This window comes from Pseudomonas fluorescens (genome assembly GCF_902497785.1).
GTDB classification, from domain to species: domain Bacteria; phylum Pseudomonadota; class Gammaproteobacteria; order Pseudomonadales; family Pseudomonadaceae; genus Aquipseudomonas; species Aquipseudomonas fluorescens_BO.
In genome coordinates this window covers 269736-284918 of record NZ_CABVHK010000008.1, presented here as the reverse complement: position 1 = coordinate 284918, position 15183 = coordinate 269736, and the positions used below count along the sequence as shown (strand labels likewise).

Genomic DNA, 15183 nt, shown 5'->3' with positions numbered 1-15183 from the left:
AGGCTAGTTTCCCGCTTAGATGCTTTCAGCGGTTATCTATTCCGAACATAGCTACCCGGCAATGCCACTGGCGTGACAACCGGAACACCAGAGGTTCGTCCACTCCGGTCCTCTCGTACTAGGAGCAGCCCCTCTCAAATCTCAAACGTCCACGGCAGATAGGGACCGAACTGTCTCACGACGTTCTAAACCCAGCTCGCGTACCACTTTAAATGGCGAACAGCCATACCCTTGGGACCGGCTTCAGCCCCAGGATGTGATGAGCCGACATCGAGGTGCCAAACACCGCCGTCGATATGAACTCTTGGGCGGTATCAGCCTGTTATCCCCGGAGTACCTTTTATCCGTTGAGCGATGGCCCTTCCATACAGAACCACCGGATCACTAAGACCTACTTTCGTACCTGCTCGACGTGTCTGTCTCGCAGTCAAGCGCGCTTTTGCCTTTATACTCTACGACCGATTTCCGACCGGTCTGAGCGCACCTTCGTACTCCTCCGTTACTCTTTAGGAGGAGACCGCCCCAGTCAAACTACCCACCATACACTGTCCTCGATCCGGATAACGGACCTGAGTTAGAACCTCAAAGTTGCCAGGGTGGTATTTCAAGGTTGGCTCCACGCGAACTGGCGTCCACGCTTCAAAGCCTCCCACCTATCCTACACAAGCAAATTCAAAGTCCAGTGCAAAGCTATAGTAAAGGTTCACGGGGTCTTTCCGTCTAGCCGCGGATACACTGCATCTTCACAGCGATTTCAATTTCACTGAGTCTCGGGTGGAGACAGCGCCGCCATCGTTACGCCATTCGTGCAGGTCGGAACTTACCCGACAAGGAATTTCGCTACCTTAGGACCGTTATAGTTACGGCCGCCGTTTACCGGGGCTTCGATCAAGAGCTTCGCGTTAGCTAACCCCATCAATTAACCTTCCGGCACCGGGCAGGCGTCACACCCTATACGTCCACTTTCGTGTTTGCAGAGTGCTGTGTTTTTAATAAACAGTCGCAGCGGCCTGGTATCTTCGACCGGCATGAGCTTACGGAGCAAGTCCTTCACCCTCACCGGCGCACCTTCTCCCGAAGTTACGGTGCCATTTTGCCTAGTTCCTTCACCCGAGTTCTCTCAAGCGCCTTGGTATTCTCTACCCAACCACCTGTGTCGGTTTGGGGTACGGTTCCTGGTTACCTGAAGCTTAGAAGCTTTTCTTGGAAGCATGGCATCAACCACTTCGTGTTCTAAAAGAACACTCGTCATCAGCTCTCGGCCTTAGAATCCCGGATTTACCTAAGATTCCAGCCTACCACCTTAAACTTGGACAACCAACGCCAAGCTGGCCTAGCCTTCTCCGTCCCTCCATCGCAATAACCAGAAGTACAGGAATATTAACCTGTTTTCCATCGACTACGCTTTTCAGCCTCGCCTTAGGGACCGACTAACCCTGCGTCGATTAACGTTGCGCAGGAAACCTTGGTCTTTCGGCGTGGGTGTTTTTCACACCCATTGTCGTTACTCATGTCAGCATTCGCACTTCTGATACCTCCAGCAAGCTTCTCAACTCACCTTCACAGGCTTACAGAACGCTCCTCTACCGCATCACCTAAGTGATACCCGTAGCTTCGGTGTATGGTTTGAGCCCCGTTACATCTTCCGCGCAGGCCGACTCGACTAGTGAGCTATTACGCTTTCTTTAAAGGGTGGCTGCTTCTAAGCCAACCTCCTAGCTGTCTAAGCCTTCCCACATCGTTTCCCACTTAACCATAACTTTGGGACCTTAGCTGACGGTCTGGGTTGTTTCCCTTTTCACGACGGACGTTAGCACCCGCCGTGTGTCTCCCATGCTCGGCACTTGTAGGTATTCGGAGTTTGCATCGGTTTGGTAAGTCGGGATGACCCCCTAGCCGAAACAGTGCTCTACCCCCTACAGTGATACATGAGGCGCTACCTAAATAGCTTTCGAGGAGAACCAGCTATCTCCGAGCTTGATTAGCCTTTCACTCCGATCCACAGGTCATCCGCTAACTTTTCAACGGTAGTCGGTTCGGTCCTCCAGTTAGTGTTACCCAACCTTCAACCTGCCCATGGATAGATCGCCCGGTTTCGGGTCTATTCCCAGCGACTAGACGCCCTATTAAGACTCGCTTTCGCTACGCCTCCCCTATTCGGTTAAGCTCGCCACTGAAAATAAGTCGCTGACCCATTATACAAAAGGTACGCAGTCACCCAACAAAGTGGGCTCCCACTGCTTGTACGCATACGGTTTCAGGATCTATTTCACTCCCCTCTCCGGGGTTCTTTTCGCCTTTCCCTCACGGTACTAGTTCACTATCGGTCAGTCAGTAGTATTTAGCCTTGGAGGATGGTCCCCCCATATTCAGACAAAGTTTCTCGTGCTCCGTCCTACTCGATTTCATGACTAAGAGATTTTCGCGTACAGGGCTATCACCCACTATGGCCGTACTTTCCAGAACGTTCCGCTAATCTCAAAGCCACTTAAGGGCTAGTCCCCGTTCGCTCGCCACTACTAAGGGAATCTCGGTTGATTTCTTTTCCTCAGGGTACTTAGATGTTTCAGTTCCCCTGGTTCGCTTCTTAAGCCTATGTATTCAGCTTAAGATACCTAACTTATGTTAGGTGGGTTCCCCCATTCAGACATCTCCGGATCAAAGTCTGTTTGCCGACTCCCCGAAGCTTTTCGCAGGCTACCACGTCTTTCATCGCCTCTGACTGCCAAGGCATCCACCGTATGCGCTTCTTCACTTGACCATATAACCCCAAGCAATCTGGTTATACTGTGAAGACGACATTCGCCGAAAATTCGCGATTAAACTCACAAATTTTACCTTAGCCTGATCCGTTACCAGTGAAAGTAACGTCCAGTCTATCTTTCTATCACATACCCAAATTTTTAAAGAACGAACTAGTCAAAGACTAGAAATCAATATTCACTTCAGAATATTCATTTCTAAACTCTAAACAGCAGAAGCAGTTAATGGTGGAGCCAAACGGGATCGAACCGTTGACCTCCTGCGTGCAAGGCAGGCGCTCTCCCAGCTGAGCTATGGCCCCTATTGCTACAGGTTCCCACACAAAAATTGGTGGGTCTGGGCAGATTCGAACTGCCGACCTCACCCTTATCAGGGGTGCGCTCTAACCAACTGAGCTACAGACCCAATTTCGGGCTGCTTCTTATCGTCTTCTTCAATGAATCAAGCAATTCGTGTGGGAGCTCATGGAGCAGCTGATGTCGTCGATTAAGGAGGTGATCCAGCCGCAGGTTCCCCTACGGCTACCTTGTTACGACTTCACCCCAGTCATGAATCACACCGTGGTAACCGTCCTCCCGAAGGTTAGACTAGCTACTTCTGGTGCAACCCACTCCCATGGTGTGACGGGCGGTGTGTACAAGGCCCGGGAACGTATTCACCGCGACATTCTGATTCGCGATTACTAGCGATTCCGACTTCACGCAGTCGAGTTGCAGACTGCGATCCGGACTACGATCGGTTTTCTGGGATTAGCTCCACCTCGCGGCTTGGCAACCCTCTGTACCGACCATTGTAGCACGTGTGTAGCCCAGGCCGTAAGGGCCATGATGACTTGACGTCATCCCCACCTTCCTCCGGTTTGTCACCGGCAGTCTCCTTAGAGTGCCCACCATTACGTGCTGGTAACTAAGGACAAGGGTTGCGCTCGTTACGGGACTTAACCCAACATCTCACGACACGAGCTGACGACAGCCATGCAGCACCTGTCTCAATGTTCCCGAAGGCACCAATCCATCTCTGGAAAGTTCATTGGATGTCAAGGCCTGGTAAGGTTCTTCGCGTTGCTTCGAATTAAACCACATGCTCCACCGCTTGTGCGGGCCCCCGTCAATTCATTTGAGTTTTAACCTTGCGGCCGTACTCCCCAGGCGGTCAACTTAATGCGTTAGCTGCGCCACTAAGAGCTCAAGGCTCCCAACGGCTAGTTGACATCGTTTACGGCGTGGACTACCAGGGTATCTAATCCTGTTTGCTCCCCACGCTTTCGCACCTCAGTGTCAGTATCAGTCCAGGTGGTCGCCTTCGCCACTGGTGTTCCTTCCTATATCTACGCATTTCACCGCTACACAGGAAATTCCACCACCCTCTACCATACTCTAGCTCGTCAGTTTTGAATGCAGTTCCCAGGTTGAGCCCGGGGATTTCACATCCAACTTAACGAACCACCTACGCGCGCTTTACGCCCAGTAATTCCGATTAACGCTTGCACCCTCTGTATTACCGCGGCTGCTGGCACAGAGTTAGCCGGTGCTTATTCTGTCGGTAACGTCAAAACAGCAAAGTATTAATTTACTGCCCTTCCTCCCAACTTAAAGTGCTTTACAATCCGAAGACCTTCTTCACACACGCGGCATGGCTGGATCAGGCTTTCGCCCATTGTCCAATATTCCCCACTGCTGCCTCCCGTAGGAGTCTGGACCGTGTCTCAGTTCCAGTGTGACTGATCATCCTCTCAGACCAGTTACGGATCGTCGCCTTGGTGAGCCATTACCTCACCAACTAGCTAATCCGACCTAGGCTCATCTGATAGCGCAAGGCCCGAAGGTCCCCTGCTTTCTCCCGTAGGACGTATGCGGTATTAGCGTCCGTTTCCGAGCGTTATCCCCCACTACCAGGCAGATTCCTAGGCATTACTCACCCGTCCGCCGCTCTCAAGAGAAGCAAGCTTCTCTCTACCGCTCGACTTGCATGTGTTAGGCCTGCCGCCAGCGTTCAATCTGAGCCATGATCAAACTCTTCAGTTCAAACATCTTTGGGTTTTTAAGAAACCCTAAACTTGGCTCAGCAATCGTTGGTTACATCTTTGATTTCTCGCGGAGTAACTTGTGATGCTGATAATCTTGTTGACTATCAGTCTGACTCCACAAGCACCCACACGAATTGCTTGATTCAGTTGTTAAAGAGCGGTTGGTTAAGATCTTTCGTCTCAACCGAGGCGCGCATTCTACAGCGTCCTCTGTATCTGTCAAGCGGTTATTTTAAGAAGTTTTCAAAGTTTCCTTTGCAACTTCAACCACTTGCGCTTCCGATCTCTCGTTAGCGGGAGGCGAATTCTACAGCGTTACTCGCTGCTGTCAACACCTCTTTTTCTCCGCTTTCGACCGAGAAGATCGAATCGTCAATAAGGCGAAAACACATTGCCTTACCAACTCCTTCTGGGCTTCGATGATCTGAAGCAACTCGCTGTCGAAAACCGTGTAACTCTTTGTTTACCAAGGAGTTTTCCGTTTCGACTGCGCCGGAAGTGGGGCGAATTATAGACTTCCAGAATCTGCCGTCAACCCCTAATTTGGCTTTTCTATCAATAACTTGCAGAAACCCCGAAAACAGCCCGTTTCTCTCTATATAGGAGAGCGAATTCACGCCCTCTATATAGAAGGAATACTCAAAGCACCCCGGCTTCCTTGAAAGCAGCCACAGCAACTGCATCCAGACCCAACACCCGCTGCAGAACCTCCAGCGTATGTTCGCCCAGCAACGGAGGCGCACTGCGGTACTCCACAGGGGTCTCGGACAGGCGAATCGGGCTCGCCACCTGCGGCACCATTCCGGCCAGCACATGGGGGAGCTCGATTGCCAACCCACGCGCCTTCACTTGAGGATCAGCAAACACCTGAGCCAGATCATTGATCGGGCCACACGGCACCCCAGCCTGCTCCAACTGCGCCACCCATTCAGCGGTGGTCTTGAACACCGTTGCCTGGCGAATCAATGGAATCAGCGCCGCACGGTTCGCCACTCGCAGCTTATTGGTGACAAAGCGTGGATCATCCGCCCACTGCGGCTGCCCGGCCACCTCTGCAAATTTGCGGAATTGCCCGTCGTTACCCACGGTGAGGATGAAATCGCCATCGGCCGTAGGAAAATCCTGATAGGGCACGATGTTCGGATGCGCATTACCGAGGCGCTTCGGCGCATTGCCCGTCGTCAGATAGTTCATCGCCTGATTAGCGAGGCACGCCACCTGAACATCCAGCAACGCCATATCGATATGTTGACCGCCACCGACATGCTCCCGATGCGCAAGCGCTGCCAGGATCGCCACAGTCGAATAAAGGCCAGTCAGTATATCCGTCAGCGCCACGCCGACCTTTACCGGGCCCGCGCCCTCATCCCCTTCAGGCCGTCCCGTCAGGCTCATCAGGCCGCCCAGGCCCTGAATCATAAAGTCATAACCCGCTCGCTTGGCATACGGGCCCGTCTGACCAAACCCCGTAATCGAGCAATAGATCAGATTCGGATTGGCGTCCTTGAGCGTTTCATAGTCCAGCCCATAAGCCGCCAGACCACCCACCTTGAAGTTCTCGATCAGGATGTCCGACTTGGCCGCCAGCTCGCGGACCAGCTTCTGGCCCTCCGGTCGCGTGAAATCGATGGTCACTGATTGCTTGTTGCGATTGGCCGACAGGTAATAGGCGGCCTCGCTGGTGTTCTCGCCATAGGCGTCTTTAAGGAACGGAGGCCCCCAGGCGCGCGTATCGTCACCATTGCCAGGGCGCTCGACCTTGATCACCTCGGCGCCAAGGTCCGCCAGTATCTGCCCGGACCAAGGCCCGGCCAGCACCCGCGATAAATCCAGAACCCGTAGATGTGAAAGCGCGCCCATGGCCGTTCTCCTATTAATAGAACGCCTGGATGCCGGTTTGCGCGCGGCCGAGGATCAGCGCATGGACGTCATGCGTACCTTCGTAGGTATTCACCACTTCCAGGTTGACCAAGTGACGGGCCACGCCGAATTCATCAGAGATACCGTTACCGCCCAACATGTCGCGGGCCATGCGAGCGATGTCCAGGGACTTGCCACAGGAGTTGCGCTTCATCATCGAGGTGATCTCGACGGCCGCAGTGCCCTCATCCTTCATACGACCCAGACGCAGGCAGCCTTGCAGCGCCAGGGTGATTTCAGTCTGCATGTCGGCCAGTTTCTTCTGGATCAACTGAGTAGCGGCCAACGGACGGCCGAACTGCTGACGATCCAGCGTGTATTGACGAGCGGTGTGCCAGCAGAACTCGGCGGCGCCGAGCGCGCCCCAGGAAATGCCGTAACGTGCCGAATTGAGGCAAGTAAAAGGGCCTTTCAAACCGCGGACATCAGGAAAGATGTTCTCTTCAGGGACAAAAACGTTATCCATGACGATTTCACCGGTGATGGATGCACGCAGGCCGACCTTGCCATGAATCGCCGGAGCGCTCAGGCCCTTCCAGCCTTTCTCCAGAACGAAGCCACGGATGTCGCCAGCGTCGTCCTTGCCCCACACCACAAACACGTCGGCGATCGGGCTGTTGGTGATCCACATCTTGCTGCCGGTCAGGCTGTAACCGCCTTCGACTTTGCGTGCACGAGTAATCATCGCGCCAGGGTCGGAACCGTGGTTAGGCTCGGTCAGACCGAAACACCCGATCCACTCGCCCGAGGCCAGCTTCGGCAGGTACTTCTGCTTCTGCGCTTCAGTACCGAACTCATTGATCGGCACCATCACCAGCGAAGACTGCACACTCATCATCGAGCGATAGCCCGAATCGACGCGCTCGACTTCACGGGCGATCAGACCGTAGCTGACGTAATTCAGGCCGCTGCCACCGTACTGCTCAGGGATGGTTGCACCCAGAAGACCCATTTCACCCATTTCGCGGAAAATCGCAGGGTCGGTCTTTTCATGGCGGAAAGCTTCAAGAACACGCGGTGCGAGCTTGTCCTGAGCGAATTGCTCGGCAGTGTCGCGGATCATGCGCTCTTCTTCGGTGAGCTGTTGATCCAGCAGCAGGGGATCGATCCAGTTGAAGCTAGCTTTACCGCCCATGAGTGTGTCCTCTCGAATCGGGTCAAATAACGTGGGTTGATCCTAGGCCGGGATAAGCGTCACGGCAAACGAGGATTTTGCATACTGTTGTGCTAATTTCTCACTCCGAGACATCGCGAAACAGCTGATCTGCGATGTATTAGTGAGGTTCAAGTACATGCGCAGAAAAATTCCCAGCACCACGGCCTTGGTCAGCTTTGAAGCAGCCGCACGCCACGAGAGCTTTACCAAGGCCGCGCAGGAGCTTTCACTCACCCAGGGTGCGATTTGCCGACAGATTGCCAGCCTGGAGGAGTTCCTCAGCGTGGAACTGTTCCGACGCTCCCGACGCGGGGTGAAGCTGACGGAAGCCGGGCTTTCCTACAGTCGCCGAGTGGCAACCCAACTCGACGCCGTGGAACGGGACACTTTGTCAGTGATGGGCCAACAGGGCGCCAACGTGATCGAACTGGCGGTGGTGCCGACCTTCGGCACCCAGTGGCTGCTGCCACGCTTGAAGGACTTCCAGCAAAAACACCCGGAAGTCACGGTCAACCTCACTAACCGCACCCGCCCCTTCCTGTTCGCCGACACCGACTTTGACGCCGCGATCTACTTCGGCGACGCCGACTGGTCGGGGACCGAATCCCACAGGTTGATGGGTGAAAATCCGATGCCGGTGTGCAGCCCCGCCCTGCTTGGAAAGAGGACCAATCTCACACCCGCTGAAATTGCCGACCTCCCCCTTCTGCAGCAGACAACCCGCCCCTACGCCTGGCGCCAGTGGTTCAACTCGCAAAACCTAAATATCCCGCGCGACATGACAGGTCCCCGCTACGAGCTATTCTCCATGCTGGCCCAGGCCGCGATGCACGATATGGGAATCGCCCTGATCCCGCCGTTCCTGATTCAACGCGAATTGGCGGAGAAGCGACTGGTGATCGCCAACACTCAGGCACTATCGAGCATCAAGGCCTATTACCTGATGATTCCAGAGCGAAAGATCGAATCTGCGTCATTAAAGGCATTTCGCGACTGGCTGGTGAACCAGGCGCAGAGCTACAGCCTTGAGCAATAAAGGCTTTGCAACATTGCTGACCTCGTAGTCAGTAATTTAAAAGCCCTACAGATATACGTATTTGTCGCTTTACAGCAAACTGTATCGAAAGCAGTACATATGTCCCACAAGCGCCTGAAAACGTGGCCTTGCGCCTGTATTCAGCAGCAATGACACCTCATTCACCTCGCCGATGTGTAAATTCTTGAATTTCGGCCAAAACCCTTGCAAGGCACAGCCCACAAGGGATTGAACGGTGTTGTTGCGACATTCGGTCACGGGGTGACTTGTAGTTAATTTTCCGTCACCCGTCATAATCCCTTGAAGGGCACAAAGTTCACCTGCAAAATGCCGCGCCCCGCCCCGATTTGGCGGGATCGTGCTGATCGGCCGCCCCAGCCGCACCATCCGAAGTGCCTGGGTTTACTCAATAAGATCACGCAGGAGATTTGACGTGCACATTGGTGTTCCTCTCGAAACCCAGACGGGTGAAACACGGGTTGCTGCAACCCCGGAAACCATCAAGAAGCTGATCGGCCAGGGTCATAAGGTCACTGTGCAAAGCGGCGCCGGCATTAGTGCCAGCGTTGTCGACAGTGCTTATGAAGCGGCAGGCGCGATTATTGGCAGTGCCAACGACGCGTTTGGTGCCGAGCTGATTCTCAAGGTGGTCGCCCCCAGCGGCAGCGAACTGACGCTGATAAAGAGCGGCACCGTCGTGGTGGGCATGCTCAACCCGTTCAGCAATGAGACCATTGCGAAATTGGCTGAGTGCGGCATTACCGCGTTCGCGCTGGAAGCTGCGCCCCGTACCTCCCGCGCTCAAAGTCTGGACGTGCTGTCTTCCCAGGCGAACATTGCCGGCTATAAAGCCGTGTTGCTGGCCGCTCACCACTATCCGCGTTTCATGCCAATGCTGATGACTGCTGCGGGGACCGTAAAAGCGGCGCGTGTGCTGATCCTCGGCGCCGGTGTAGCCGGTCTGCAGGCGATCGCCACGGCGAAACGTTTGGGTGCGGTGATCGAAGCGTCTGACGTGCGCCCTGCGGTAAAAGAACAGATCGAATCCCTCGGGGCCAAGTTCGTCGACGTGCCTTACGAGACCGATGAAGAGCGCGAGTGCGCCGTCGGTGTCGGCGGTTACGCGCGGCCAATGCCTGCCAGCTGGATGCAGCGTCAAGCGCTGGCGGTGCACGAACGCGCCAAGCAGGCGGACATCGTCATCACCACTGCACTGATCCCGGGTCGCAAGGCACCGACGCTATTGAGCGCGGAAACCGTGGCGCAGATGAAGCCGGGCTCGGTGGTCATCGACCTCGCGGCAGCCCAGGGCGGCAACTGCCCGCTGACCGTGGCCGATCAGGTCGTGATCGAGAATGGCGTGACCATTTGCGGACCGACAAACCTGGCCGGTGCAGTCGCCGCTGACGCGTCCGCGCTGTACGCGCGCAACCTGCTGGACTTCCTGAAGCTGGTCTTCAACAAAGAAGGCCAGTTCGAGATCAACCTCGAAGACGACATCGTCGCCGCGTGCCTGATGTGCCGCGACGGCCAAGTCATCCGCAAAAACGCCTAAGCAGGGATTCAGACGATGGAAGAGCTTATCTCCCCCGGTATCTACAACCTGATCATCTTCGTGCTGGCGATTTATGTCGGTTATCACGTGGTCTGGAACGTTACACCTGCCCTGCACACGCCGTTGATGGCGGTCACCAATGCCATTTCGGCAATCGTGATCGTCGGTGCCATGCTGGCCGCGGCGTTGACCGTGACGCCACTGGGCAAAACCATGGGCACCCTGGCGGTCGCGCTGGCGGCTGTGAACGTGTTTGGTGGCTTCCTGGTCACTCGCAGGATGCTTGAGATGTTCAAGAAAAAAGCCCCGAAAGTAAAAGAAGAGGCGCCTAAGTAATGAGCATGAACCTTGTAACGACGCTCTACTTGATCGCGTCCATCTGCTTCATCCAGGCGCTCAAAGGCCTGTCGCATCCGACCACTTCCCGTCGTGGCAACCTGTTTGGCATGCTCGGCATGGGCCTGGCGATTCTCACGACGGTCGGCCTCATCTATAAGCTGGGCGCTGAGCTGGCCACCGCTGGCATCGGTTACGTCATCGTCGGCCTACTGGTCGGCGGTACTGCCGGCTCGATCATGGCCAAGCGCGTTGAAATGACCAAAATGCCGGAACTGGTCGCCTTCATGCACAGCATGATCGGTTTGGCGGCAGTGTTCATCGCCATTGCGGCGGTGGTCGAGCCGCAATCGCTGGGCATCGTCAAACAGTTGGGCGATCCGATTCCGGCGGGTAACCGTCTGGAGCTGTTCCTTGGCGCGGCGATTGGTGCCATCACCTTCTCCGGCTCGGTCATCGCCTTCGGCAAGCTGTCGGGCAAGTACAAATTCCGCCTGTTCCAGGGCGCCCCAGTACAGTTCGGCGGCCAGCATAAACTGAACCTGTTGCTGGGTTTGGCCACACTCGCGCTCGGCATTACCTTCATGCTGACCGGCAACCTCAGCGCCTTCGCATTGATGCTGGCCCTGGCCTTCGTGATGGGCGTGCTGATCATCATCCCGATCGGCGGTGCGGACATGCCGGTGGTGGTGTCGATGCTTAACAGCTACTCCGGCTGGGCGGCGGCGGGTATCGGCTTCTCGCTGAACAACTCGATGCTGATCATCGCGGGCTCACTGGTCGGCTCGTCCGGTGCGATCCTCTCGTACATCATGTGCAAGGCGATGAACCGTTCCTTCTTTAATGTGCTGCTCGGCGGTTTCGGCAACACGGCCGATGCTGGCCCTGCCGGCGCGCAGGAAGCCCGCCCGGTGAAATCCGGTTCGGCTGACGACGCAACGTTCCTGCTGACCAACGCTGACACCGTCATCATCGTTCCGGGTTACGGCCTGGCCGTTGCGCGCGCACAGCATGCGCTTAAAGAGTTGACCGAGAAGCTGACCCACCGCGGCGTGACCGTGAAGTACGCGATCCACCCGGTGGCCGGTCGGATGCCTGGCCATATGAACGTGTTGCTGGCCGAGGCGGAAGTGCCTTACGACCAGGTGTTCGAGATGGAAGACATCAACTCCGAATTCGGTCAGGCCGACGTAGTGCTGGTGCTCGGTGCCAACGACGTGGTCAACCCGGCGGCGAAGAACGATCCGAAATCGCCGATTGCCGGCATGCCGATCCTGGAAGCGTTCAAGGCCAAGACGATCATCGTCAACAAGCGTTCGATGGCCAGCGGTTATGCCGGTCTGGACAACGAACTGTTCTACCTCGACAAGACCATGATGGTCTTTGGCGACGCCAAGAAAGTCATTGAAGACATGGTTAAAGCGGTTGAGTAAAACCTGATCCAGCGCAACACCAAAAACCTCAGCCTTTAGTAGGCTGGGGTTTTTTTATTCCCCGTGAAACCCGACCAAAGGCTCTAAATCAAGGCTCGACATTCGACCATGGTAGCGGGACGGATTTTTTTCAAATCACTAGACTGCACCCCTTGCTTCCGTTTCCCGAGATAAACAGCCATGTACCGTGATCGTATTCGCTTGCCTTCGTTGTTGGATAAGGTGATGAGCGCCGCTGACGCAGCCGCCATGATCGAGGACGGCATGACCGTCGGCATGAGTGGTTTCACTCGCGCCGGCGAAGCCAAAGCTGTGCCCCACGCATTGGCAGAACGAGCCAAAATCACCCCGCTGAAAATCACCTTGATGACCGGCGCAAGCCTGGGCAACGACCTCGATAAACAGCTCACCGAAGCCGGGGTTCTTTCGCGACGCATGCCGTTCCAGGTCGACAGCACCCTGCGCAAGGCAATCAATGCCGGCGAAGTCATGTTCATCGACCAGCACCTTTCGGAAACCGTGGAGCAGCTGCGCAACCAACAGCTCAAACTGCCGGACATCGCAGTCATCGAAGCGGTGGCGATTACCGAGCAGGGCCACATTGTGCCGACCACTTCCGTGGGCAACTCGGCGAGCTTCGCGATTTTTGCCAGACAGGTGATCGTCGAGATCAACCTGGCGCACAATCCGAACCTCGAAGGTTTGCATGACATCTATATCCCGACGTACCGCCCGACCCGCACGCCGATCCCACTGGTGAAAGTGGACGACCGGATTGGCAGCACCGCCATTCCGATCCCGCCGGAAAAAATCGTCGCGATTGTGATCACCAACCAATCCGACTCGCCGTCGACGGTGCTGCCACCGGACGTCGACACTCAGGCCATTGCCGACCACCTGATCGACTTCTTCAAACAGGAGGTGGCTGCCGGGCGCATGACCAACAAGGTTGGCCCGTTGCAGGCGGGCATCGGCAATATTGCCAACTCGGTGATGTGCGGCCTGATCGACTCGCCGTTCGAAGACCTGACCATGTACTCCGAAGTCTTGCAGGATTCGACCTTCGACCTGATCGACGCCGGCAAGCTGAGTTTTGCCTCCGGCAGCTCGATCACCTTGTCGAGCCGCCGCAATGCGGACGTGTTCGGCAACCTGGAGCGCTACAAGGACAAGCTGGTTTTGCGCCCACAGGAAATCTCAAACCATCCGGAAGTGGTGCGACGCCTGGGCATCATTGGCGTCAACACGGCACTGGAATTCGACCTGTACGGCAACGTCAATTCCACCCATGTGTGCGGCACGCGGATGATGAATGGCATCGGCGGTTCGGGAGACTTCGCGCGCAATGCGCATCTGGCTATCTTCGTGACCAAGTCGATCGCCAAGGGTGGAGCGATCTCCAGCGTGGTGCCGATGGTCAGCCATGTTGATCACACGGAACACGACGTCGATATCCTAGTGACTGAAATCGGCCTGGCAGACCTGCGCGGGCTGGCGCCTCGGGAACGGGCTCGCGTCATCATCGACAACTGCGTGCACCCCGACTATCGCCAAGCCCTGGATGATTACTTCACGGCGGCGTGCGCACTCGGCGGACATACTCCGCACATCTTGCGGGATGCCCTGAGCTGGCATATCAACCTGGAAGAAACCGGCAGCATGCTGGCGGTGTGATTGGTACAGATCGCCGCTGACGCAAACACAGTTTCGTCAGCTGGCGATTGCCAGATAGAAATGCGTTTAAAACTGTACTGCTGTACTGGTCTTTTCCTACCTCTTTTACTCACCTTTCCGACTCAAAGCGTGCAAAGTGCACCTTATCGGTGCAAACAAGTACAGTTGCCTCAATTTGGACCGGTACACCACCCATTAACAGTTAACTGGTCCCTCACAATACAGGTGAACTGTATCTAGAGAGACTGGCCAAACGAGAGGATCATTGGCATCAGTTAAACCACTACCTAATCCCGCCACAAGCGGAAGGATGTCAATCATGGAACGTACACTCAGTTCCGAACTGTTCTTCGAAGATACCGCTGCAAAAACCCAGGCTTCCATGCCTCTTCGCGTTATCGCCAACCTGATGCTGTGGCAGCGCCGCATCTCCAGCCGCCATCAACTGGCTCGTCTGGATTCGCGTCTGCTGGCTGACGCCGGGATTAGCGAAGCACAACGCTACGAAGAGCTGAGCAAGCCGTTCTGGCGCTAACTCAGCGTCGCTGGCCCTGACCTGTAGGGTCCACCGCCAGCACCCGAATTGAACAAACAAAACCCGTCGTGGGAAACCACGGCGGGTTTTGTCGTTAAAGGGCCTGGGAAACTTGGTAGAAACGAAACAGGTACAGATTAGTGTTTTTAAAAATAGACCAGAACAGTTGATCGTCGTGCCCCACTCCAGTTTTTATCACTGGAACAAAAGGCACTGTGCGAACTGATACTTGCGGGCCTAATATCAATTCAGAAAGTGGCGATGGCTGCGTGACAGGCGTCTGACTCATTAGACACCGCGCCACCTCTCAATCGGTTTCCCAAAAGGAGTTATTCCATGTCCCGTCTTCGCCTGCTCAGCGCTGCTGCCCTGCTTGCCGTGGCTGCCAATTCCCACGCCACCAGCTTCATCGTGACCACCGATGCTGTCGTCGGTGCGCTCAAGGCCACGTCCGACGCTACTTCCGATGTCACATCGTCCTTCCGTGATGACAAGATCGTCCGCGCCGCCCGTGACGATGCCGCGAGTTTTGTTGCCAGCGAGGGCGCCATTCGCGGGGTAAAACTGGAAAGCGCACTCGATCACATCCGCCATCAGGCGCCTGCATTGAACGCGACTGACGCACAGCTGGCTCAGGCAATCCTGACGATCTAAGCGACTCTGCGAAACGGGGCACGCTAGCCGTGTCCCATTATTTCGGCGCTGGCTCTAGACCGGGCGTTGCGCTAGCCTTGGGACTCGTTTTCCAC

The 15183-nt window shown here is 55.6% G+C and carries 9 protein-coding genes, 2 tRNA genes and 2 rRNA genes; 7 read left to right on the top strand and 6 right to left on the bottom strand.

The features are described from left to right. From F8N62_RS14640 to F8N62_RS14610, 6 genes are all read right to left on the bottom strand, one after another. Positions 1–2761, bottom strand: a 23S ribosomal RNA gene (locus tag F8N62_RS14640); the annotation flags it as partial. A 227-nt stretch (positions 2762–2988) separates the two neighbouring features. Beyond that, positions 2989–3064: transfer RNA gene (locus tag F8N62_RS14635), tRNA-Ala, on the bottom strand. A gap of 27 nt (positions 3065–3091) precedes the next feature. Beyond that, positions 3092–3168 (bottom strand) — tRNA-Ile (locus tag F8N62_RS14630). Positions 3169–3250: 82 nt separating this feature from the next. Next, positions 3251–4787 (bottom strand): 16S ribosomal RNA (locus F8N62_RS14625). Positions 4788–5428: 641 nt separating this feature from the next. Continuing rightward, a complete protein-coding gene (locus F8N62_RS14615; protein WP_150711575.1) occupies positions 5429–6649 on the bottom strand; it encodes a CaiB/BaiF CoA transferase family protein in 1221 nt (406 codons plus the stop codon). 13 nt (positions 6650–6662) lie between these two features. Next, on the bottom strand, positions 6663–7844 hold the full coding sequence (locus tag F8N62_RS14610; RefSeq protein ID WP_150711574.1) for an acyl-CoA dehydrogenase: 1182 nt from the start codon (positions 7842–7844) through the stop codon (positions 6663–6665). Between the two features lie 157 nt (positions 7845–8001). Here F8N62_RS14610 and F8N62_RS14605 point away from each other — a divergent pair, with 157 nt between their 5' ends. The 7 genes from F8N62_RS14605 to F8N62_RS14575 all read left to right on the top strand — a co-directional run bounded on the left by F8N62_RS14605 (position 8002) and on the right by F8N62_RS14575 (position 15088). Then, complete coding sequence (locus tag F8N62_RS14605) at positions 8002–8901, top strand: LysR family transcriptional regulator (protein ID WP_150711573.1); 900 nt, start codon at positions 8002–8004, stop codon at positions 8899–8901. A gap of 433 nt (positions 8902–9334) precedes the next feature. Beyond that, a complete protein-coding gene (locus F8N62_RS14600) occupies positions 9335–10456 on the top strand; it encodes a Re/Si-specific NAD(P)(+) transhydrogenase subunit alpha (protein WP_150711572.1) in 1122 nt (373 codons plus the stop codon). 15 nt (positions 10457–10471) lie between these two features. Further along, positions 10472–10792, top strand: coding sequence for an NAD(P) transhydrogenase subunit alpha (locus tag F8N62_RS14595; RefSeq protein WP_003187417.1), 321 nt, complete (start codon positions 10472–10474; stop codon positions 10790–10792). After that, positions 10792–12225 carry an NAD(P)(+) transhydrogenase (Re/Si-specific) subunit beta gene (locus tag F8N62_RS14590; protein ID WP_150711571.1) on the top strand — a complete coding sequence of 478 codons (1434 nt, stop codon included), beginning with the start codon at positions 10792–10794 and terminating at the stop codon, positions 12223–12225. The genes F8N62_RS14595 and F8N62_RS14590 overlap by 1 nt, the downstream gene beginning before the upstream one ends. A gap of 180 nt (positions 12226–12405) precedes the next feature. Further along, on the top strand, positions 12406–13899 hold the full coding sequence (locus F8N62_RS14585; RefSeq protein ID WP_150711570.1) for an acetyl-CoA hydrolase/transferase family protein: 1494 nt from the start codon (positions 12406–12408) through the stop codon (positions 13897–13899). Positions 13900–14218: 319 nt separating this feature from the next. After that, positions 14219–14434 (top strand): DUF1127 domain-containing protein, encoded by a 216-nt coding sequence (locus F8N62_RS14580; RefSeq protein WP_007902752.1) that lies wholly within the window; start codon positions 14219–14221, stop codon positions 14432–14434. Between the two features lie 336 nt (positions 14435–14770). Then, on the top strand, positions 14771–15088 hold the full coding sequence (locus F8N62_RS14575; RefSeq protein ID WP_150711569.1) for a DUF2388 domain-containing protein: 318 nt from the start codon (positions 14771–14773) through the stop codon (positions 15086–15088). Positions 15089–15183 lie beyond the last annotated feature (95 nt).

Coding starts and splice junctions, on each gene's coding strand:
- F8N62_RS14615 (WP_150711575.1), bottom strand. CDS start 6,649: ATGGGCGCGCTTTCACATCTACGGGTTCTGGATTTATCGCGGGTGCTG.
- F8N62_RS14610 (WP_150711574.1), bottom strand. CDS start 7,844: ATGGGCGGTAAAGCTAGCTTCAACTGGATCGATCCCCTGCTGCTGGAT.
- F8N62_RS14605 (WP_150711573.1), top strand. CDS start 8,002: ATGCGCAGAAAAATTCCCAGCACCACGGCCTTGGTCAGCTTTGAAGCA.
- F8N62_RS14595 (WP_003187417.1), top strand. CDS start 10,472: ATGGAAGAGCTTATCTCCCCCGGTATCTACAACCTGATCATCTTCGTG.
- F8N62_RS14590 (WP_150711571.1), top strand. CDS start 10,792: ATGAGCATGAACCTTGTAACGACGCTCTACTTGATCGCGTCCATCTGC.
- F8N62_RS14585 (WP_150711570.1), top strand. CDS start 12,406: ATGTACCGTGATCGTATTCGCTTGCCTTCGTTGTTGGATAAGGTGATG.
- F8N62_RS14580 (WP_007902752.1), top strand. CDS start 14,219: ATGGAACGTACACTCAGTTCCGAACTGTTCTTCGAAGATACCGCTGCA.
- F8N62_RS14575 (WP_150711569.1), top strand. CDS start 14,771: ATGTCCCGTCTTCGCCTGCTCAGCGCTGCTGCCCTGCTTGCCGTGGCT.